The sequence below is a fragment of the Sphingomonas sp. HMP9 genome, from assembly GCF_013374115.1.
Lineage (GTDB): Bacteria > Pseudomonadota > Alphaproteobacteria > Sphingomonadales > Sphingomonadaceae > Sphingomonas.
On the sequence record NZ_AP022673.1, the window covers coordinates 1,732,564 to 1,753,975 of the forward strand.

14 protein-coding genes are annotated in these 21,412 nt (G+C 65.6%); 8 read left to right on the forward strand and 6 right to left on the reverse strand.

Features of this window, described 5'->3' with window-relative positions:
* The first annotated feature begins 33 nt into the window (after positions 1 to 33).
* Positions 34 to 1,047: a LacI family DNA-binding transcriptional regulator gene (locus HMP09_RS07690; protein ID WP_176499883.1), complete on the forward strand. Its 1,014-nt coding sequence runs from the start codon at positions 34 to 36 to the stop codon at positions 1,045 to 1,047.
* Between the two features lie 85 nt (positions 1,048 to 1,132).
* On the opposite strand, the gene HMP09_RS07695 is transcribed toward HMP09_RS07690, so the two are convergent.
* The 6 genes from HMP09_RS07695 to HMP09_RS07720 all read right to left on the reverse strand — a co-directional run bounded on the left by HMP09_RS07695 (position 1,133) and on the right by HMP09_RS07720 (position 13,137).
* Entirely contained in the window at positions 1,133 to 3,460 is a 2,328-nt protein-coding gene (locus HMP09_RS07695; protein WP_176499884.1) for a GH92 family glycosyl hydrolase, read from the reverse strand.
* A 21-nt stretch (positions 3,461 to 3,481) separates the two neighbouring features.
* Entirely contained in the window at positions 3,482 to 4,912 is a 1,431-nt protein-coding gene (locus HMP09_RS07700; RefSeq protein WP_176499885.1) for a glycoside hydrolase family 125 protein, read from the reverse strand.
* Positions 4,913 to 4,926: 14 nt separating this feature from the next.
* Entirely contained in the window at positions 4,927 to 7,296 is a 2,370-nt protein-coding gene (locus tag HMP09_RS07705) for a GH92 family glycosyl hydrolase (protein ID WP_232090765.1), read from the reverse strand.
* On the reverse strand, positions 7,293 to 8,471 hold the full coding sequence (locus HMP09_RS07710) for a glycoside hydrolase family 43 protein (protein ID WP_232090766.1): 1,179 nt from the start codon (positions 8,469 to 8,471) through the stop codon (positions 7,293 to 7,295). Before HMP09_RS07710 ends, HMP09_RS07705 begins: the two co-directional genes overlap by 4 nt.
* Positions 8,471 to 11,569 carry a TonB-dependent receptor gene (locus HMP09_RS07715; RefSeq protein ID WP_232090767.1) on the reverse strand — a complete coding sequence of 1,033 codons (3,099 nt, stop codon included), beginning with the start codon at positions 11,567 to 11,569 and terminating at the stop codon, positions 8,471 to 8,473. The genes HMP09_RS07710 and HMP09_RS07715 overlap by 1 nt, the downstream gene beginning before the upstream one ends.
* Positions 11,570 to 11,937: 368 nt before the next feature.
* Positions 11,938 to 13,137 (reverse strand): ROK family transcriptional regulator, encoded by a 1,200-nt coding sequence (locus HMP09_RS07720; RefSeq protein WP_176499886.1) that lies wholly within the window; start codon positions 13,135 to 13,137, stop codon positions 11,938 to 11,940.
* 389 nt (positions 13,138 to 13,526) lie between these two features.
* Between HMP09_RS07720 and HMP09_RS07725 the strand changes: the two genes are divergently transcribed.
* The 7 genes from HMP09_RS07725 to HMP09_RS07755 all read left to right on the forward strand — a co-directional run bounded on the left by HMP09_RS07725 (position 13,527) and on the right by HMP09_RS07755 (position 21,169).
* Positions 13,527 to 15,845: a GH92 family glycosyl hydrolase gene (locus tag HMP09_RS07725; protein ID WP_176499887.1), complete on the forward strand. Its 2,319-nt coding sequence runs from the start codon at positions 13,527 to 13,529 to the stop codon at positions 15,843 to 15,845.
* Positions 15,846 to 15,918: 73 nt separating this feature from the next.
* Positions 15,919 to 17,844: a CocE/NonD family hydrolase gene (locus HMP09_RS07730; protein ID WP_176499888.1), complete on the forward strand. Its 1,926-nt coding sequence runs from the start codon at positions 15,919 to 15,921 to the stop codon at positions 17,842 to 17,844.
* A gap of 490 nt (positions 17,845 to 18,334) precedes the next feature.
* The gene (locus HMP09_RS07735) at positions 18,335 to 18,661 is read left to right on the forward strand and encodes a hypothetical protein (RefSeq protein WP_176499889.1); all 327 of its coding nucleotides are present in this window, start codon (positions 18,335 to 18,337) and stop codon (positions 18,659 to 18,661) included.
* A gap of 54 nt (positions 18,662 to 18,715) precedes the next feature.
* Positions 18,716 to 19,081, forward strand: a complete 366-nt coding sequence (locus HMP09_RS07740; RefSeq protein ID WP_176499890.1) for a CsbD family protein — start codon at positions 18,716 to 18,718, stop codon at positions 19,079 to 19,081.
* A 10-nt stretch (positions 19,082 to 19,091) separates the two neighbouring features.
* The gene (locus tag HMP09_RS07745) at positions 19,092 to 19,334 is read left to right on the forward strand and encodes a PAS domain-containing protein (protein WP_176498637.1); all 243 of its coding nucleotides are present in this window, start codon (positions 19,092 to 19,094) and stop codon (positions 19,332 to 19,334) included.
* The gene (locus HMP09_RS07750; protein ID WP_176499891.1) at positions 19,331 to 19,474 is read left to right on the forward strand and encodes a hypothetical protein; all 144 of its coding nucleotides are present in this window, start codon (positions 19,331 to 19,333) and stop codon (positions 19,472 to 19,474) included. The genes HMP09_RS07745 and HMP09_RS07750 overlap by 4 nt, the downstream gene beginning before the upstream one ends.
* A 123-nt stretch (positions 19,475 to 19,597) precedes the next feature.
* Entirely contained in the window at positions 19,598 to 21,169 is a 1,572-nt protein-coding gene (locus HMP09_RS07755; RefSeq protein ID WP_176499892.1) for a phospholipase D-like domain-containing protein, read from the forward strand.
* Positions 21,170 to 21,412 lie beyond the last annotated feature (243 nt).

Consider the following 21,412-nt stretch of genomic DNA (forward strand, 5'->3'; position numbering starts at 1 on the left):
GACACTGCCTCCCACGCGATACATGACGCCCTTATGCCGACGATCATCGAAGTGGCCGCACTTGCCGGAGTCTCCACCGCCACGGTGTCGCGCGTGCTGAGCCGTCCCGAACAGGTATCCGAGGACACGCGCCTGCGCGTGCTCGCGGTGGTCCGCTCCTCCGGCTACCGGCCCAACGTCGCGGCACGCAGCCTGCGGACGTTGCGCGCCGCCAAGATCCTGCTGACAGTCCCCGATATCTCCAACGCGTTCTTCGCCAGCGTCATCCGCGGCGCCGAGGAGGCGGCGCGGGACGCGGGCTATTCGGTGGTGGTCGGCGACACGCGGCATGATCCCGAGGTCGAGGATCAATATGCCGAGATGCTCTCGCGTCGCGAGGTCGACGGGCTGATCTTCCTTGGCCACCGCCTGCCCGAGAGCCTCGCGCCGCTATTGTCGCGAAAAGGCGCCGCCGCGCCGATCGTCAACGGCTGCGAATACAGCCCCGACCTGGGCGTCCCCAGCGTCCACATCGACAATGCGGCCGCCAGCGCCGACGCGATCGCGCACCTGATCGGTCTCGGCCACTCCAGCATCGGCGTGATCACCGGCCCGGAGATCAGCCCGATCAGCCGCGACCGCCTCGCCGGCGCGATCGACGCCGCGGCCCTTGCCGGCCTGCGCGACAGCCTCCACATCCGGATCGGTGACTATTCCGCCGGCTCCGCCGTCGATCACACCCGCGATCTGCTGGCGCAGGACGTCACTGCGATCTTCTGCTTCAGCGACGAGATGGCGATGGGCGCACTCAGCGCGATCGGCGACGCGGGACTGATTTGCCCAAAGGACGTCTCCGTCATCGGCTTCGACGACCTTCCCCTCGCCCGCTATTTCCAGCCCCCCCTGACGACGATCGCCCAGCCCAAGGGCATGATCGGCCGCCGGACCGTCGATCTGCTCGTCGACATCCTTCGCGGCATCGACAGCACGTCCCGTCAGGTCACGCTGCAGCACGAACTCATCGTCCGGAACAGTACCGCCCCCCCGACGACACGGGGCGCGCCCTAAAGTCTGCGCAGCGACGATTCTGGCAAACCGGAGCCGCGGACCGAGCACCCGACTTGCAACACGACTCCTCGAGGGGTCTTTTAGTCTATCGCGGCTTCTGCTCGAACGACGGCGGACGGTCGGTCTTGGCGGTCCCGAACGCGGACGGTTTGGGTCCCATCGTGAACTCGAGTTCGCCACCGCGCGCGACATCGGCATGCGCGATCCAGTTCCGTGTCCAGGGCTTGCCGTTCCAGCTGACCGACTGGACATAGGGGCTGGCTGGCGCATTGCCCTTGGCGACGACACGCAAGGTCCGCCCCTGGCCCAGATCGACCTGTGCCGAATCGAACAGCGGCGAGCCGAAGACATAGACGCCACTGACCGGATCGACCGGATAGAAGCCAAGCGCGGAGAGGATGAACCACGCGCTCATCTGGCCGCAATCGTCGTTGCCGATGACGCCATCGGGCTCTGCCTTGTACATCTCGGTCAGCAGCCGACGCACCATCGCCTGCGTCTTCCACGGCGCGCCGGCATAGGCGTACAGATAGGCGGCGTGCTGGTCCGGCTCGTTGCCGTGCGCGTATTGGCCGACGAGACCGGTGATGTCGGGCGGCGCATTCTTGGGCAGTGTCGACGGCGCGGTGAACAGCGCGTCGAGCTTCCGCACGAACCCCGCATCGCCGCCGAACAGCGCGATCAAGCCATAGACGTCGTGCTGGTTGAGGAACGTCGCCTGCCACCCGTTCGCCTCGGTATAGTCGCGCTGCTTCTCGGGCTTGTGGCCGAGCTGGATCGGGTCGTAATCGGCCCACCAGCTGCCATCGGCAAAGCGCGGCCGGGCAAAGCCGATCTTGGGATCGATGACGTTGCGATAATTGAGGCTGCGCTTGCGAAGTGCAGCGGCATCGGCCTTGGCGCCCGCCGCGTCGGCGAGCACCGCCATCGCCCAGTCGTCATAGGCATATTCCTGCGTGCGGCTGACCGACTCCCAGGTCTTGTCCGCGGGGACGAAGCCGAGATCGTAATAGAAGCCGCGGCCGAGCGTGCTGTCGACGTCGGGAAAATTGCGATCGAACGCGCGGCTGCGGATCTGCGGCCAGGCCGCGGCGTAATCCGCCTCGATCCCCTTGCCACAGGCTTCGGCAAGCACCGACACCGAATGCCAGCCGATCATGCACGCGGTCTCGACGCCTTGTAGCGGCCAGACCGGCGATCCGGTCGGGCTCTGCACGGTCTGGCGGACGAGATCGCGCGTGAACTGCGCCGCCTTGTCGGGCTGGACGAGGGTCAGCAGCGGATGCAGCGCGCGATAGGTGTCCCACATCGAATAGGTGCTGAACGCGGGCTCGGCGGCGGTCGTCTGGTGCACCTTGCGGTCGAGCCCGACATAGCGGCCGTCGCGGTCGGTGAAGAGCGTCGGCGAGAGAAACGCGTGATACAGCGCGCTCGCCATGATCGTGCGCTGCTCGGGCGTGCCGCCATCGACGCGGACGCGGTCGAGTTCGCTCTGCCAGATGCGCGCGGCCGAGCGTCGCACCGTGTCGAACTGCCAGCCTGCCGCCTCGCCGTCGAGCGCCGCCTTGGCACCAGCGACGTCGACCGCGGAGATGCCGGTCTTGATCAGGATCGGTTCGCCACCCGCCTGATCGAAGAACAAGGCCACCTTCAGGCGGTTGCCGGCAACCCCCTTCGCGCCGGCCGGTGCAGGCGTGTCGTCGTCGCCGAAGAACTGGACGCGGTCGGGTTTGCGCGACAGCTGCATCGCGAAATGGATGCGCCGGCCCTTCGCCCAGCGGTGGACCCGGCGGCTGCCCGTCAGCATGCCGTCGGCTGACAGCGCCAGCGATGCCTCGTCGATGAGCGTGCCCTTGTCCCAGACGTCGAGGATCATGTGCGCGAAATCGATGAGGATGTGCCCCGGCCCTTGCGGGAAGCTGTAGCGCTGGTGGCCGGTACGCTCGGTCACGGTGAGTTCGGCGAGCACCCCCGATTCGAGCTTCACGCGGTAATAGCCGGGCTCGGCCAGCTCGTCGGTGAAGCGCTGGCGATAGCCCTCTTCGGGTTTGCCCAGCGCGCCGGGTGTCAGCTGCAACGGTCCGCGCGTCGGCACGACGAGGACGTCGAGCATGTCGCCGATCCCGGTGCCCGACAGATGCGTGTGGCTGAAGCCCATGATCGAGCCGTCGTCCTGGTGATAACCCGAACACGCATCCCAGCGGCTGTTGTCGGTGTCGGGGCCGAGCTGGACCATGCCGAACGGCAGCGACGGGCCGGGATAGGTGTGGCCGTGGCCACCGGTGCCGACGAACAGGTCGGGCTTCCCCGCGAGCGGCGCCTGCGCGGCCGCGGCATTGGTGACGGGCAACGCGGCGACGAGGCCCGCAAGCCCGGTGCCGGCGAGTACCTCGCGGCGGTTGGCGGTGGTCATGTGTATCTCCCGGAAATCATATCAGTAGCGCGCGGCGAGCAAAGCGGGCTTGCGGCGCTCGAGGTCGAGGATCAGTTCGCCGAACAGCCCGTTGGCCCAGGCGAACCAGCTACGCGTGAACTTGCCCGGGTCGTCCTTGTTGAAGGACTCATGCATGAACCCCGTGCCGCCGTGTGTCGCCTTCAGCCATGTCAGGCACTGGCGGATCACCGCGTCGTCATCGCTGTTCATCGCATGCGTGACGATCGACATCGGCCAGATCATGTCGAGGCCGATATGCGGACCGCCGATCCCGCGCGCGGCGGTGCCGGTGAAGAAATACGGGTTGCGGTCGCTCCAGGCCAGCGCGGCGGTGCGGCGGAACAGCGGGTCGGTGCGTTCCGCCGCGCCGAGCAACGGCAGGCCCGACAGGCTCGGCACGTTGGCGTCGTCCATGAAGATCGCGTTGCCGAAGCCGTCGACCTCATACGCCCAGACCTCGCCGCCCTGCCCATCCGGCATCAGGCCATGCGCCCGTAGCGCCGCCTCGACCTCGCTCGCCAGCGCCTCGCTATCTGCAGCGCCTGCCGTATCGCCGCGCGCCTCGCGCTGGACCGTCGCCAGCATGCGCAACGCCGACACCGCGAACAGGTTCGAGGGGATGAGGAACGGATAAAGGCACGCATCGTCCGACGGGCGGAACATCGAATGGATCAGGCCCACCTTCCGCGTCGGTGCGCCATAGCCCTCGAACATCAGCGTCTCGGTCGGCGAGACGTTCAGGCGCTGAAAATGATACGGTCCCTTGCCGTCCTTGCGCTGTTGTTCGCGGAAAGCGGCGACCGCACGGCGCATCGCCCGCGCCCAGAGATCGTCGAACGGCGTCTTGTCGCGTGTCGCGCTCCAATAGCCGTGCGCGAGCCGCATCGGATAGCAGAGCGAGTCGATCTCCCACTTCCGCTCGGCGACCCCCGGCTTCATCTCGGTCTGGTCGGCCCGCGCGCCGAGGTTCGACTTGGCGGTCGGATCTTCCATGAACGCATTGGCATAGGAGTCGATCAGGATGCACCGCGCCTGCCGTGCGATCAGCCCTGTAAACACGCGGCGCAGGGCGGGATCTTTGGGCGCAAGATGCACATAGGTCTGCATCTGCGCCGAACTGTCGCGCAGCCACAGCGCCTCGATATCGCCGGTGATGACGAACGCGTCGGGCTTGCCGTCCACCGTGCCGACCTTGACCGTGGTGTCGAGCGTGTTGGGGTAGCAATTCTCGAACAGCCAGGCGAGTTCGGGGTCGACGATCTTCGCCTTCACGCGGGCGATCTCGGCCTCGACCGCAGGGCTGACGAAACGGCGCTGCGCACGTGGCGGCCGCTTGCTTACGAGCGCCGCCGCGGAGGCCGCGCGCGGGAGATTGGCGGTGACGGCCAGCGCCGCCGCGCCGGTCATGACGTCGCGTCGACGAAAGCGCATTCCGGTTTCCATGCTCAACGTCCCGCCACCGGTGCGCTCATCGAAAACGGCACGTCGGCCTTCCCCGCGCCCCAGACGGTGTTCGGTGTCGGCCCCATGACGAACCGCAGCGTGCCGCCCTGCTGCAACGCCGCGCGAGTCAGCCAGGGCTTGTCGTGTGGGGTCCCGTTGAAGCTTGCCGACTGGATATAGACGTTGCCGGGTCCGTTGTTCGCCGCCTCGATCGTCAGGATCTTGCCGCCCGGCATCGTCAGCTTCACGGTCTGGAACAGCGGGCTGCCGATCGCATATTGCCCGACTGCCGGCGTGACCGGGTAGAAGCCGAGCGCGGAGAACACGTACCAGGCCGAGGTCTGGCCGTTATCCTCGTCGCCGGGATAGCCGTCGGGCGCGGGCGAGTAGAGCTTCGTCATCACGTCGCGGACGTGATATTGCGTCTTCCACGGTGCGCCCGCCCAGTCGTAGAGATAGGTCATGTGCTGGATCGGCTGATTGCCGTGCGCATATTGGCCCATGTCGACGATCTGCATCTCGCGGATCTCGTGGATGGTCTGCCCGTAATAGCTGTCGTCGAAGACCGGCGGCGTGGTGAAGATCGAATCGAGCCGCTTCACGAACGCCGCGCGCCCGCCCATCAGGTCGGCCAGACCCTGCACGTCCTGCATCACCGACCAGCTGTAATGCAGCGCATTGCCCTCGGTGAAGGCGTCGCCCCATTTGTACGGGCTGAACGGCGTCGACCAGCTGCCATCCTTGTTGCGGCCGCGCATCCAGCCGCTCTGCGTGTCGTAGAGCTTGCGGTAATTCTGCGCGCGCGTGGCATAAAGCTTCGCGTCCTCGGTCTTGCCGAGGGCCGCTGCAAGGCGCGAGATCGAGAAGTCGGCGGTCGCGTATTCGAGCGTGCGCGCGGCATTCTCGTTGATGCCGACGTCATAGGGCACGTAGCCGAGGCGGTTGTAATATTCGACACCCTCGCGCCCGACCGCACCGACCACCTTGCCCTTCTTGTCGACAGGCCGCCCCTGCGATGTCGTCGCGTTCTTGACCATCGCCTGGTACAAGGTCTCGACGTCGAAACCGCGCACGCCGTTCAAATACGCGTCGGCGATCAGGTTGGCCGAGTTCGATCCGATCATCACGTCGCGGTGCCCTGGGCTCGCCCATTCGGGCAGCCATCCGGACTCCTTGTAGGTGTTGACCAGCCCCTGCATGATCTCGCTGTCGCGCTCGGGATACATCAGCGCAAAGAACGGGAAGACCGCGCGCCACGTGTCCCAGAAACCGTTGTCGGTGTAGAGGAAGCCCGGGTGCACCTTGCCGTCATACGGGCTGTAGTGGACGGTCTGGCCCTTGGCATCGACCTCGTGGAACATGCGCGGGAATTGCAGCATGCGGTACAGCGCCGAATAGAAGATCCGGCGGTTGTCGAGATTGGGATCGGTGACCTGCACGCGGTCGAACTCGCGCTGCCAGATGGCCTTCGCTTTCGCCTTGGTCTGCGCGAACCCGTCGCCGCCGATTTCACCGCGCAGGTTGCGCTCGGCCTGGTCGAGGCTGATGAACGACGATGCGACCTTGACGCCGACCTGCTCGCCCTTGCGCGTCTTGAAGCTGACGACCGCGCCGACATGGTCGCCCTCGCGCGTCGGTGCCGCGGTAACCTGGCCCTTGTCGTCCCAGGTCTGGCTGACGGTGAAATCATGGTCGAATTCGGCGACGAAGTAATTGTGGAAATTGTCGGGTACGCCGCCATGGTTGTTGCGGACGTAGCCGGTGATGCGACGCTTGGCCTTGTCGATCGAGACCATCGAGCCGCCGGCATAGCCGTCGAGGATGATGTGCGCGTCGTTGCTCTGCGGGAAGGTGAAGCGGAACTGGGCGGCGCGGTTGGTCGGCGCGACCTCCGCCGTCACGTCGTAATCGGCGAGATAGACCTTGTAGCTGTACGGCCGGCTGTCCTCCGCCTTGTGGCTGTACCAGGACGCGCGTTCGTCCTCCTTCACCTTCAGCGCGCCGGTCGTCGCCATCAGCGAGAACGCGGCGTAATCGTTCATCCAGGGACTGGGCTGGTGCGTCTGCTTGATGCCGTTGATCTTGTTCGCGTCGTAGGTGTAGCCCCAGCCGCTGTTGGTCTTGCCCGTGACCGGCGTCCAGAAGTTCATCCCCCACGGCACCGCCACCGCGGGATAGGTATTGCCATACGACAAGGTGTAGTCGGAATCGGTGCCCATCAGCGGGTTGACCAGATCGACCGACGGCTGGTCCTGCGGCTGTACCTGCGCGCCGGGGGAAGCTTGCGCCAGTATCGGCGCGGGCGCGACGAGGGCGATCGAGGCGACCGCCGCTACCGTGCCGCGCAAGCCGGCGATCACCCTGTTTCTCACATCGCTCTCCCTGAAGATTGTGTCGGCGCTCGCGCGCCGATCGGTCGCGGCTGAACGCCCGCATTGGTCATCACCACCGGCTCGATCCGACCATCGACGGCAAAAATCATCCTGTCGATCGCGATCTGCCGATGTTCGCCGCGATCGGTGTCGAGCGGACGCCGGTGATAGGCGATGTACCAGTCGTCGGTACCAGGCACGTTGACGACCGAATGATGCCCCGCCCCGCGCGCGATGCGCAGGTCCTGCGACAGGATCTTGCCGCGCGGCGTGAACGGCCCGGTCGGTCCAGGCCCGGTCGCATAGGCGACGCTATAGTCCGGACCGGTCCAGCCGCCCTCCGACCACATCAGATAATAGACGCCCTTGCGCTCGATCATGAACGAGCCCTCGACATAGCCGGGCGGCGTCACTTCCTTGTATGTCGAACCGTCCGCGAACGGCAGGATGCGCTTCAGGTCGGGGCTCAGCCGGACGACGTTGCAATGCTTCCAGCCGCCGTAGAACAGGTAGACCTGACCGTCATGGTCGCGAAACGCGAACGGGTCGATCGGTTGCGCGCCGTTGTGGAACGCGCCGACCAGCGGCTTGCCGATCGCGTCCTTGAACGGACCGCCGGGCCGATCGCTGACCGCAAGGCCGATCCCGCCAAGCTCGGCATCGCTCTGAATGTCGTTGGCGCTGAAGAACATGTAATAGCGGCCGTTCGCCTGGATCACCGACGGCGCCCAGATCGCATAGGCCGCCCAGCCTGCGTTCCGCACGTCGAACACGTGGTCGTGCTTGGTCCAATGCACCAGGTCGGGTGACGAGAACGCATTGAAGAACGTCTGCATGCCGTAGGACGGCCGCACGGTCTTGCGCTGTCGGGCGAGCTTCTGCGCGGCCGAGAAACGACTGGTGACGTCGGGCTTGCCGTAATGATCCGAATAGGTCGGATAGATCCAGTAGCGACCGGCGAACACGCGGATCTCGGGATCGGCATACCAGCCGGGGACGATCGGGTTCGACGCACTCGCCAGCCCGCACATCATCAGCGCGGACGCGGTCAGCGCGATGCGTATCCCGCGCCGCCCGTGCGTCTCGCCCGCCCCCGGTGACGCGGCACTGCGAGAAAAGGGCGGGTAGCGCCGCGAAGGCGCTACCCGAGCGAGGAGACGATCATACCAGCTCATCAGAAGTTGAACGACACGCCCACATAGGCCCGCCGTCCGAAATAATTCCGGTACGTGAAGCGGTCCTTCGTATCGTTGCCGAGATGGCGGCTTTCCTCGGCCTTGGTCAGGTTGATCACCGAGGCGGTGAGGTTCAGCCGGTCGGTCAGCGCATACGCCGCGTTCAGATCGACCTGCGCATAGGGATCGGTGTATTCGTTCAGGCCCGACTGCAACCCGCCGACGACCTCGCCGCGCCGGTTGTACGATGCGCGCAGCAACACCTTGCCGTGTTCGTAGAAGACCGACGCATTGACCTGCGTCTTGGCGCTGCCGACCAGAGCGGACGAGCCGACCTTCTGGCCATCGAGCGTAACGTCCGCCACCGAGGTGTCGTTATAGGTGAAGTTGACCTGCGCCCCGAGACCGAAGGACAGCGTGTGCTGCGCGTACAGCTCGACACCCTGCGACCGCGCATTCGATCCGTTCGCGACGGTCGAATAAGGCTGGATCAGCTGCTGCGTTCCGTTGACGTCGCGCGTGACGTTGAGGACCAGCGGCACCACGAAATCGGAGACGTCCTTGCGGAAGAAGGTCGCGCCAAGCACCGAACCGCGGTGGAAATACCATTCGATGCCCAGATCATATTGCCACGCCGAGAACGGATTGAGGTCCGAATTGCCGCCGCTGCCCGACCAGCCGGCGAACTCGCCGAACTGGCCGCGATCGAACGCATAGGCGTCCGAGCGGAAGGTCAGCGACCGCTGCGACCCGAGATTCTCGAACGACGGCCGCGCGATGACCTTGGCGACCGCGCCGCGGACGAGGAGATCGGAGGTGACCTCGTACGACACGTTGAAGCTCGGCAGCCAGTCCGTATAGGTCTTCGACTGGTCGGCGCGCGTGTTGACGATCGTCTCGCGCACGCTCAGCGGCAGGACCTGGCAATTGCCGTCGGGGCCCAGCGGGCGGTTGGGATCGCTCGCGCCGCCGGGGCCGTTCACGCAGTAATCGTTGAGATATTGCAGCCGGTCGGAGGTGTTGCCCGACTGTTTCGTGTTGGCCATGCGGAGGCCCACGTTACCGCGGAGACCGCCGGTTCCGAAGTTTACCTGCGCATAGCCGGCGAAGACCCGCTCCCCCAGGGCGTAGACGAAGTCGGGCTCGTACACCCGCACCGCCTGGCCGTAGGTCGAGTTCAGGTACTTCAGATATTCGTCGAAGTTGATGCCGGGCACGACGTTGGCGTTGAAGCCGCCGTTGATGTTGCCGATCTGGTTCGCGTAGAAGAATTCGGGCCGGGCAACCGCGCCGGCGGCAGTATCCTGATAACGGAGCAAGGTCGCCGGATCGGCATACCAGTCGTTGCGACCCGTCTCGCGGCCGATCTTCAGGTCGCGCCATTTGCCGCCGATCTGCACCGATTTCAGGAAACCGTCGAAGCGCCGCGTCAGGTCGAGCTGCGCATAACGCTGGCCGAGGTCGCTGTTGACGAAGCTCGAGTTGGTCGAGCCGACGTCGATCTGCGCGATGCCGTTGCGGATGTTGTTCTGGATTTCGGGCGAGAACTCAAAATTGGCGATGCCGTTCGCGATGTCCCAGTTGCTGACCAGATTGCCGTTCTGCTCCTGTCCCGGTGTCGTCAGGCGCGGCTTGGCGGCGGCGCTGAACCGCACCGACGGGCCACCGCTCGACTTGGTCTTGCCGAGTTTCAGGACAGCATCGAAACGATCCTGGCTGTATTTGACTTCGGTCTCGAACGTGTTCGAAACCTGTTTCTCACGGCTGTAGGTACCGGCGATCTGCGGCGTCTCCATCGTGCACGGCGTCGCCCGCGCAAGACAGCCCGTCCCTGCCGCCGGCACTGCGAAGTTCGCCGACTGGAAGATCGTACCGCTCTTGTCGAGCGTCGCGCCGGTGAAGAAATTGTCGTATCCCCATTCCGGGATCTTCAGCATGTTCGAGGTGTAGTTGCTGGAATAGCCGAACCGGAAATAGTTCGCGGTGACGGTAACCGCGTCGAACGGCTTGAACTGCGCGGTCGCCTGGATGCCGTATCGCTCGCGCTCCTGGTCGAACACTTCGGCGTTGACCGACTGGGGCGCCCAATAGCCCGAATAATGCGTGCCATCGCGCGCGGTCGTGCCCTGGCCTGGCCAGTAGGAGATCGCATCATTGTTCGCGAAGGTCTTGCCGTCGACATCGGTCGCGGGCTTCAGGACATTGCCCTGGGCATCGCGGTCGCTCCACCACAGCCAGCTCTCGGACGAACTGCGCAATTCGCGGTTGGTGCGCTTTTGCCAGACGCCGCCGACCAGCAGGCCGAACGTCTCCTCCTTGTTCTTCCACGACACCTGTCCGCCAAGCTGCGGCTCGTACTTCTCGGTCGTATCCGAATACGTCCCTTCGGCGGAAACGAAGCCGGACCACGCAGGCACGTCGAACGGCCGCCGCGTGTTGAGGATGATGGTACCGCCGACACCACCCTCTTCGAGGCGCGCCTCGGGTGATTTATAGACTTCGGTGCTGGCGATGAAGGTCGAGGGCAGAAGTACGTAGTTGAACGACCGCTGCGGCTCGCCACTGTCGGCGCCGGCAAGGAAGTTACCGTTGAGCAAGGTAAGTGTCAGGCCCGACTGAAGCCCGCGGATACTGACGCGGCTCCCCTCGCCGCCGTCGCGCGTGATGACCACGCCCGGCACGCGCTGCAACGCATCGGCGACGTTCTTGTCGGGGAACTTGCCGACGTCTTCGGCCGTGATGACGTCGACGAAGGCGTTGGCTTCGCGCTTCTGGGTGAGGCTCTTCTCGATCGAGCGACGATAGCCAGTGACGACGATGTCCTGTGCTGCATCCGGAGCGGCATCCTGCGCCGATCCATCGGGTTGCGTCGTGCCGGCGGTCTGGCCAGACGGCGCCGTAGCGGTCGAGGCGGGCTGCGCCTGGTCGGAGGAAGCCGCGCTCTGCGCTGGCGCAGGGGAAGGCGCAGGGGAAGGCGTGGCCTGCTGTGCCTGCGCAGCACCGGCCAACGCCGCAGTAAGACTGACCGTCGCCAACAGGAACGACAACGGACGACGGCGACGCGCCATGCTCGAGCACGATTTTAAGCTTACGGTCATCAGACTTTCCTCTTCCTCGTGAGGATGCCTGCGCCCCCTCACTTACCCCTGCGAATAGCGCGCCTGCCCCCCGTTTTCGGTTGGGCCGTCCGGTTGAATCGGATCCTGTCGGCGTGCAGTCTCGACGCCCCTAATTGCCAATTGTAAAAGCAAATTGTCAAATAGATTGTTACGCTAGTTTTGGACCGTTACGGTCGTGCCTCGACGAATACCCGTCGCGACACCGATAGTCTGAGCGAAGACATCGGAAGGATTCAGGGCTTCTCTTGTGGGGTCGCGCGCAAACGACGACAGCCACCGCCTCGGCGACGCCAGGCGAACGGGGGTCCTTCAGGCGAGGATAGCGGTGCCGAATCCGGCGCGCGGCGTCAGTCCGCCGACGCGCCCGAATCCTTCCAGAGCGCCGCGGCCTTGGGCAGCAGGAAGTGGCTGAATGGCAGGATTGCCGCACCGACCGCCGGCGCATCCTCCGACAGTGCGGCACGACGAACCGGCGCGATCGCCGGAGCATCGGTCGCGTCCCGGATAAGATCGTTCACGCGCTCCGCCACCCGCTCCACCAACCGGCTCGGCAGGCGCCCGCCGATCAGGATTACCGCCGGGTCGATCAGGCAGTTTATCGCGTCGAGCGGCGTGCAGAGCGTGTGCGCCGCCCGCTCGATCCATTCATCGAGGCAGGTCTCGACGTCCGGTGCCCACGCCGCCTCGTGTAGCACCTGTCCGATTTCGAACCCCGAATGTGCCAGATGCTCGGCAAGCCCCGAGAGCGAGACGAGTTTCTGTACGGTTTCGCGCCCTCGCTTGCCGCCCCCGGCCGCCATGAACCCCAGCTCGCCGCTGCGCCCGTGCGTGCCGCGCACATACGCGCCATCGGCGACGAAACCGCCGCCCAGTCCCGACGAAACGAGGATGTAGAAGAAACTGCTGTAATTCTGTCCGAAGCCGAGCTGCATCTCGCCCATTGCTGCGGCGGCGGCATCGTTCTCGACGAACACTGGCAGCGACAGCGGCTTTTCGAACAGCGCCGCCATGTCGATCCCGTCCCATGCCGCATAGGCCGCCGGGCGTCCCGGCATCGCGACCAGCGCGAGGTCATCGGGTCGCGCCACGCCGATGCCGACCAGCTTGGCGGGATCGACCTTCGCACTTTTCAACATCGCGCGGACCGAGCGGCGGAAGAGATCACGGACGTCGTCGGGCAGCGCGAAGCTGATCTCGATCGACTTGCGTGCGAGGATCTGCGCGAGGAAATCGACCAGCACGATCGTGATATGGTCGCGGTCGATGTTGACGCCGATCGAATAGCACGCGTCGGCCCGGACGACGAGTTTGGTCGGCGGTTGCCCGCGTCCCCCGCGGCGCTGCCCCGCCTCCTCGATCATCCCTTCCTGCAACAGCCGCCGCGTGATGTTGGCGATCGCCGGCCCGGTCAGCCCGGTGATGCGCGCAAGATCGATCCGCGTCAGCGATCCGCCCAGGCGGATGGCATGCAGCGTCACGCGCTGGTTGTGATCGGCGGCGCGCTCGAGGTTGGTTCCCGACAGACGCGGCGGCGTTTGCAGTGTCATGCGGACCGATCATCCAGGCTGGAGAAAAGAACACGAAGCCGCCACCCGCCGCGACGTCGCGACTTCGGTACTGGCGATGAAGTGATCCCGCGATTGCGAAGGCTTGGCAAGCGCGTACTCTTGGCGCTCCGTGAACGCGCAGTGTCTCGCCCAGGTCTGAAGACCATCCCGTACACCCCCCCCGCTTCCAAACTGTTCGTTTGAATTATCCAATTTGATGTTCTAATCCACTTCTGCGGTTGCGCAAGAGCTGGCGATGAAGCCAGTCTGACGACCGAACGAATAGAGGGGATGCGCGCGACATGGTTCATTTGGCACCGGGCATGATCTCCCGCCTATTTCGCTTCGAACGGGTAAGCTCGAAGTCCATCGTCCCGCGATCGTGCCTCATGGGTGCGCTGCTCACCACGATGCTCGCCGGCCCTGCGTTCGCGCAGGAATCCGCCAGCCCAAGCGACGCGGTCGATCCGTTCATCGGCACGGGCGGCGAAGGGCATACCTTTCCGGGCGCCGTCGCGCCGTTCGGCATGGTGCAGTTGTCGCCGGACACCGACACCTCGTGCGTGATCCGCACCTGCTATGGCCACGCCGCCGGCTATCGCTTTGACGATCCGACGATTGAGGGGTTCAGCCACACGCATTTTTCGGGCGCGGGCCATTCCGACCTCGGCGACATCCTCGTCATGCCGGTATCGGGCGACACCGTGCCGATGGACCCCGGCACGCCCGCTGCCCCCGGCTATCGCTCGCGCTTTTCGCACGCCACCGAGGTCGCCACGCCGGGCTATTACGCCGTCACGCTCGACGGGCCGGGCGTACGCGCGGAAATGACGGCGGGGACGCGGATCGGCGTGCATCGCTACGCCTTCCCCAAGGGCAAGGCCGCGCACCTCGTGGTCGACCTCCGGTCGTCGCTCTACAATTACCCCGGCAAGATCCTGTGGTCGGGACTCCACCTGCGCGACGACGGCGTGCTCACCGGTTTCCGCGAGACGCGCGGCTGGGCGCCCGGCCGCAAGCTCTATTTCGCGATGCGGTTCTCGGCGCCCCTTATCGGCCACGCGCTGGTCAACCGCGAGAAGGACATCCCGTACAAGGGGTTCCAGGGCCCGGGCCGCGGCAGCGATGCCTTGGCGGAGAAGCTCGGCCAGGCACTTGAAGCGCGGCTCGATTTCGGCCCGCTCGACGCTCCGCTCGAGGTGAAGGTCGGGATCTCGGGCGTCGACGAAGCTGGCGCGCTCGCCAATCTCGACAGCGAGCCCGGTGGCTTCGACGCCGTCCGCGCCAGGACCGGACGCGATTGGGACGCCGCGTTGGGCGCGGTCCAGTTCAAGGCCGCGGCACCGATGCGCCGTATCTTCGCGACCGCCCTCTATCACAGCCTGCTCGCCCCCAGCGTGTGGAGCGACAGCGACGGACGCTACCGCGGCCCCGACGACCAGGTCCACCAGGCGTCCGGCTTCACCGTCCGCTCGACCTTCTCGCTCTGGGATACGTTCCGCGCCGAACATCCGCTGCTGACGCTGATCCAGCCGGAGAAGACCAATTCCGACATCGTCCGCTCGCTGATCGCCAGCCAGCAGCACAGCCCTGACGGCATCCTGCCGGTCTGGCAGTTCGCCGGGCGCGAGACGTGGACGATGATCGGCTATCACGCCGTCCCCGTCATCGCCGACGCGTATATGAAGGGCATTGGCGGCTTCGATGCCGACGCCGCGTTGCAGGCGATGGTCGCGAGCGCCGATCGCGCCGCCTATGGCGGGCTCGGCGAGTATATCCAGCGCGGCTACGTGCCGATCGACAAGGAGCCGGAGGCCGCGTCGAAGACCGTCGAATATGCCTATGACGACTGGACGATCGCGCGGATGGCGCGCCGCATGGGCAAGACCGACATTGCCGAGCGGTTCGAAAAGCGCGCGGGCAACTGGCGCAACAGCTTCGACGAAAAGTCCGGCTGGCTGCGTGCAAGGCTCGCGAACGGCACCTTCCGCACCCCCTTCGATCCGACCGCGATCAACTACGGCTCCGACTATACCGAGGGCAATGCGTGGCAATATAGCTGGTTCGTGCCGCAGGATCAGGCGGGGCTGTTCCGGCTGCTGGGCGGCGATGCGAAGACCGTCAGGAAGCTCGACGCAATGTTCGACTTCGACAATTCGAAGGTCGACTACAGCCATGCAGAAGATATCGCCGGGCTGATCGGCCAGTATATTCACGGCAACGAACCGAGCCACCACGTCGCCTATCTCTACAATTACGCCGGCGCACCGTGGCGGACGCAGGAGCGGCTCGGCCAGATCGTGCAAAGCCAATATGGCGCCAAGCCGGAGGGGCTGAGCGGCAACGACGATCTCGGCCAGATGTCCGCCTGGCTCGTCTTCACCGCACTCGGCTTCTACCCGGTCGCGCCGGGATCGAACGAATATGTCATCGGCCGCCCATTCCTGTCGCAAGCGACACTGGCACTACCCGGCGGCAAGCGGTTCGCGATCCGGACGGACAATCTGTCGGACGCCAATCCCTATATCCGCTCGGTCACGCTCAACGGCACGCCCCTCACCCGCAGCTATCTGCGCGACGCCGAGATCCGCCAGGGCGGTGAACTCCGCTTCGTGATGGCCGCGAAACCGAACAAGCTCTGGGGCAAGGGCGCAAAGGCCCGCCCGTTCTCGTCCTCGACCGCCGCTTCGATCCCAACGCGCAATTAAAGGCTGTCAGCGCGATTGCCCCCGCGCCCCGGTTGCGCCTAGCTTCGCCCCAACGCTTCCGGAGCCCGTTGCCATGACCATCAAATTCGTCCTGCTTGCCTCGATCGCGCTCGCCGCTGCCGCCACCGCGCAGGACAAGACCGCGCCTGTCGGTGGCGACATCCCCGCAAAGTTCGTGCCGCCGACCGCCGCGCAGGATTACGTCAAGCGCGAGGTGATGATCCCGATGCGCGACGGGACCAAGCTCTATACCGTCATCGTCTATCCCAAGGGCGCGACCAACGCGCCGATCGTCCTCACCCGCACGCCCTACAATGCGAAGGGTCGCGCGAACCGTTCGGACAGCGCAAGCATCCTCGCCACGCTGCCGCTCGCCGACGAGATGTTCGTCAAGGCCGGCTATATCCGCGTCTACCAGGACATCCGCGGCAAATACGGGTCGGAAGGCGCGTACGTCGTCACGCGGCCCGTCATCGGCCCGCTCAATCCGACCAAGGTCGATCACGTCACCGACGCGTACGACACGATCGACTGGCTGGTGAACAAGGCGAACCTGCCGGAATCGAACGGCCGCGTCGGCATGATCGGCTCGTCCTACGAAGGCTTCACGGTCGCGATGGCGCTGCTGAACCCACACCCCGCGCTGAAGGTCGCCGCGCCCGAGAGCCCGATGATCGACGGCTGGATGGGCGACGACTGGTTCCATTACGGCGCGTTCCGCCTGGCCAACATCGCGTGGCTGGGCAGCCAGACCGGCTATAAGGGCGCGGGCAAGGCACCACCCACCGGCGGCTATGACGATTACGACAATTTCCGCGAGGTCGGATCGGCGGGCGACTGGGCGAAGAAGTCCGGCTACGATCAATTGCCCTATTGGCAGCGGATGGTCTCGCATCCCGCCTATGACGGCTTCTGGCAGGGCCAGGCGCTCGACACGCTGCTCGCCGCCAATCCGTCGAACGTGCCGACGATCTGGGAACAGGGTCTGTGGGACCAGGAGGACATGTACGGCGCCATCACCGCATGGGAGGCGCTCAAGGCAAAGGGGAAACTCGGCAACAACCACCTCGTCATGGGTCCGTGGCGGCACAGCCAGATCAACCGCGAGGGCCGCAGCCTGGGGCCGTTCCAGTGGAATGGCGACACCGCACAGCAATTCCGCGAGGACATGCTGCTCCCCTATTTCAACCAGTATCTGAAGGACGGCCCGGCCGCGACGCTGCCCGCCGCCGCGATCTACAACACCGGCGAGAACCACTGGGACAAGTTCGCGACGTGGCCGCTCGCGTGCGAGACCGGATGCGCGTCGCCGCTGAAACCGATCTACTTGCAGGAAGGCGGCGCGCTCGGCTTTGGCAAGGCGACGACCGGCGGTGACAGCTATGTCTCCGATCCGTCGAAGCCCGTGCCGCATCTGCCGCGCCCGGTGAACTTCGGCGATGGCCGCTGGGGCGATTGGCTCGTCAGCGACCAGCGCGGGGTCGATGGCCGTCCCGACGTGATGACCTACACCACCGAAGCGCTGACCACGCCGGTACGCGTGTCGGGTGCGCCGATCGCCGACATCTTCGCCAAGACGACGGGCACCGATGGCGATTTCGTCGTCAAGGTCATCGACGTCTATCCGGCCGAGAACGCGACCGATCCGAAAATGGGCGGCTACGAACTGCCGATCAGCCTCGACATCTTCCGCGGCCGCTATCGCCAGAGCTTCGCCAAGCCGACCGCGATCCCGGCCGGGAAAGTGCAGGAATACAAGTTCCGCCTGCCGACCGTGAACCACGTATTCCAGCCGGGGCACAAGATCATGATCCAGGTCCAGTCGAGCCTGTTCCCGCTCTACGACCGCAACCCGCAAACCTTCGTCCCGAACATCTTCCTCGCGAAGAAGACGGACTATAAGCCGGCAACGGTGACGATCGTCCGCGGCGGCGCATCGGCGAGCGCAGTCTGGCTTCCGGTCGTACCCCTCGATCAATCCGCGGCCATGGCGAAATAACGGGCGCTAGGCCCCTCTCATTACAGGCGCCGCCGTCCGGCCAACTCGGCTGCGGCGGCGCTTCGTTACCTACCCGGAAGCACCAGACCCCGTCCCGCCAGACTGATCTTAGTACCGTATCGCCTAGTCGTTTCGGATCACGCACACCGGCCTGCGATGCCGTACTGCACGACGAGATCAGCGAGGGCCATGCCATGACGACGGTTCAAGACGACAGCCGCTTCCCCACCGATGACAGCGACGATTCACACTATTTCCAGCGTCGAGCCGAGTGGCACGAAAGCCGAGCCGAGGTCGCTGAGAATATGAGCACGCGGTCGCTCCACCTCCGATTCGCGCGCCTTTACGCAGCCCGTGCGAAATCCTGATATGGTACATTACAGCTAGTATCGACGCACAAAACTACCAGGAACCAAGGAGTTACTACTCGGTTTAAGCGTCCAGTCCCGTCGCGATACCCCGCATACGGCAAAATACTGGAGCAGCTCACATGATGCGCCTGACCGCCGCCGGGGCCCTGGCCCTGCTGGCGTCCATTGCCGGTTGCGCCACACCCGCGACGCGCATCTCGACCCGGCTTCAGCGTTACGGGCTCGATCCGTCGCGCTCCGATTGCGTCGGCGGCCGGCTCCAGGCGAACCTCTCGCTCGGCCAGTTGCAGCGCCTCGGTAAGGCTGCCGCGGCGTATCGCCAGGGCGACACCAACCCCGGGGTGCTCACCCCGTCCGACCTCATCCGCGTCGCCTCCGAACTTCGCGATCCGAAGATCGCGCTCGAAGTCGGCAAGGCCGCAGCCGGCTGCGGCGTGCTGCCGTAACGCGACGTCTTTCCCGAACGAAAACTCCCCGAACTTCAAACGCAAGGATCTGACATGAACAAGGACGAATTCCAGGGCGGCGCCCGCTATGTCGGCGGCAAGGTCGAGAAGGCCGTTGGCAACACCGTGAACAGCCGCGACTGGCAGGTCGACGGCGTCGTCGACCAGGTCGCAGGCGGCGCGCAGAACCTGTACGGTCGCGCAAAGTCGGCGATCGAGGATGCCGTCGATGGCGCCCCCGAGCTCGCCGACAAGATCGGCAGCGAAGCGCGCGAGGCCGGCGACCGTGCCGCCGACGCCGCCCGTCGCGCCGCCTCGACCGCGCAGGCATCGGCCAAGGACGCGCCCGTCCTCTGGGCGCTCGGCGCCGCCGCGATCGGCTACGGCCTGGCCTGGCTCGTCCACGGCCAGCGCGACTGATCCCGTGACCGTGGCGCCGCCCCTCAAGTCGCTTCGCGACTCCGCTGATCTGCGCCATCTGCGCCAGATCATCGCGGGGTTGGACGAAGGCGTCATTCTCGTCGATCCCGATCAGGACATCCTGTGGGCCAACACGGCCGCCGCGCCACCGCACGGCCGTTCGTTCGCTCGTCAGACAGGATCCATTGTCGCTGCCGGCCCGGTAACGGCGAGCGGCAAGGGCCTGATAGAAATACCAAGGGTACCGAGATGACCACGTCGCAGCAGGATCGTCGTTCGCTTCGCATCGCCATCGTCCGCGCGTTGCAACTTGCCGATGCCCAGGACGATCATCTCGTCGCGGCCTTGCTCGCGCAGGCGCTCGACGCCGCCGAGCATGTGCTCCCCGAGTAACGTAGCCGTGATGCCCGCACGTCACGAACAGTCTGTGATGATACCCGCAGCCGTTCGTCCATCCGGCGGTAAAACGCGACTCCGTGGGTTGGCTGATCGCGCCAAGCCTGCGATGGCAGCGCGATGACTTCGGATGCAACCCTGCTCGAGCCCGGTCGCAACTGCTGGCGGATCGAATCCGCGAGGCAGGCCACCGTCATCGTCGATGCCGACGATTATTTCAAAGCCGCCCGCGCGGTGATGATGAAGGCCAGGAAGCAGATCCTGCTCGTCGGCTGGGATTTCGACGCGCGCATCCGCTTTGGTGGCGGCGACGTCGACGATGGCGGTCCCGAGCGCGTCGGCGAATTCGTCACCTGGCTCGCGCGCCGCACGCCAGGGCTCAGCATCCATATCCTGCGCTGGGATACCGGCGCGATCAAGACGCTGTTCCACGGCCAGACGCTGTTGCGCATCGCCAAGTGGATCAAGGACCCGCAAGTCCACCTCCGCCTCGACGGCCATCATCCCCCCGCCGGCTCGCATCACCAGAAAGTGGTCGTTATCGACGACGACGTCGCATTCTGCGGCGGAATCGACATGACCGTCGATCGCTGGGATACGCGCGCGCACGCCGACGACGAACCGCGCCGCGTGGAACCCGATGGCTCGCCTTATGGTCCATGGCACGACGCGACGACGATCCTGCAGGGTCCCGTCGCCCTGGCGCTCGGCGACATGTGCCGTGGCCGCTGGGAAGTGTCCGGCGGCGGCGCGCTGGATCCGGTGACCGATGGCGCCGACTGCTGGCCCGATCATGTGAAGGCCGATTTCACCGACGTCGAAGTCGGCATCGCGCTCACGATTCCCGAAATGGCCGAGCAGGAGCCCCGCCACGACATCGAGGCGCTGTACGTCGACCTGATCGCCCGCACGAAGCGCGTCTTCTACGCCGAGAGCCAGTATTTCGCGTCGCGCAAAGTGGCCGAGGCGATCGGCAAGCGGTTGCGCGAACCCGACGGTCCCGAATTCGTGATCGTCCATCCGACCACGGCGGAAGGCTGGCTCGAACCGATCGCGATGGATTCGGCACGCGCGCGGCTGGTCGAGGCGTTGCGCGACCAGGATCCGCACAACCGGCTGCGGCTGTATCATCCGTTCACCGCGGGCGGGCAGCCGATTTATGTCCACGCGAAGGTGACGGTGGTCGACGACGAAGTCCTCCGCGTCGGATCGTCCAACTTCAACAACCGTTCGCTGCGGCTCGACAGCGAATGCGACGTCGTCATCGATGCGGCACGCGCGGGGAACGCCGATGCGCGCGACACGATCGCCAGCATCCGCAACGGCCTGCTCGCCGAACATCTCGACACGGACGCCGCGACGATCGAAGCGATGATCGCGGAGACCGGGTCGATCATCGCGACGATCGAACGGCTGCGCGGCGACGGCCGTTCACTCCGCCCGTACGAGGTCCCCGAACTCGATTCAGTGCGCGAGTGGCTGGCCGACAACAAGATCCTCGATCCCGAGGGTCCGGGCGAGATGTTCGAAGGACTGTCGGGCCGCAAGCCGCTGCTCAAGAACCTGCGCCCGCACCTTCACCGCGCCGACGGCAGCATCTCGCCGGTCATGGCCGCGGTCGCGGTCGGCGGCACCGCGGCCGGCATCGCGCTCATCGGCACGATGCTGTGGGGCCTGCGCACCAAGAAATGACCACGACGTCCTCCCCCGCTTTTTGGGGGGGGCTTCCGCCACGCCGCTCGTCCTCGAACGCCCTTTCGCCGAGCCAGTGGACTACGAACGGCACGAGGCTCGGCTAGAATAGCAGAGACAGGTTTGCCCACATCCAACGCCCGTCGACGCGCTCTACGACGGGAAACAAGTGATGGAGGTTGCCGACCGGACTGACGGACTTGGCCGCAGACATATGCGCACGCTCGCGTCCGATCTCCGGCA

Coding starts and splice junctions, on each gene's coding strand:
- HMP09_RS07710 (WP_232090766.1), bottom strand. CDS start 8,471: ATGAGCTGGTATGATCGTCTCCTCGCTCGGGTAGCGCCTTCGCGGCGC.
- HMP09_RS07740 (WP_176499890.1), top strand. CDS start 18,716: ATGAACAAGGACGAATTCCAGGGCGGCGCCCGCTATGTCGGCGGCAAG.
- HMP09_RS07695 (WP_176499884.1), bottom strand. CDS start 3,460: ATGACCACCGCCAACCGCCGCGAGGTACTCGCCGGCACCGGGCTTGCG.
- HMP09_RS07700 (WP_176499885.1), bottom strand. CDS start 4,912: ATGCGCTTTCGTCGACGCGACGTCATGACCGGCGCGGCGGCGCTGGCC.
- HMP09_RS07730 (WP_176499888.1), top strand. CDS start 15,919: ATGACCATCAAATTCGTCCTGCTTGCCTCGATCGCGCTCGCCGCTGCC.
- HMP09_RS07690 (WP_176499883.1), top strand. CDS start 34: ATGCCGACGATCATCGAAGTGGCCGCACTTGCCGGAGTCTCCACCGCC.
- HMP09_RS07735 (WP_176499889.1), top strand. CDS start 18,335: ATGATGCGCCTGACCGCCGCCGGGGCCCTGGCCCTGCTGGCGTCCATT.
- HMP09_RS07715 (WP_232090767.1), bottom strand. CDS start 11,569: ATGACCGTAAGCTTAAAATCGTGCTCGAGCATGGCGCGTCGCCGTCGT.
- HMP09_RS07750 (WP_176499891.1), top strand. CDS start 19,331: ATGACCACGTCGCAGCAGGATCGTCGTTCGCTTCGCATCGCCATCGTC.
- HMP09_RS07720 (WP_176499886.1), bottom strand. CDS start 13,137: ATGACACTGCAAACGCCGCCGCGTCTGTCGGGAACCAACCTCGAGCGC.
- HMP09_RS07725 (WP_176499887.1), top strand. CDS start 13,527: ATGGGTGCGCTGCTCACCACGATGCTCGCCGGCCCTGCGTTCGCGCAG.
- HMP09_RS07755 (WP_176499892.1), top strand. CDS start 19,598: ATGACTTCGGATGCAACCCTGCTCGAGCCCGGTCGCAACTGCTGGCGG.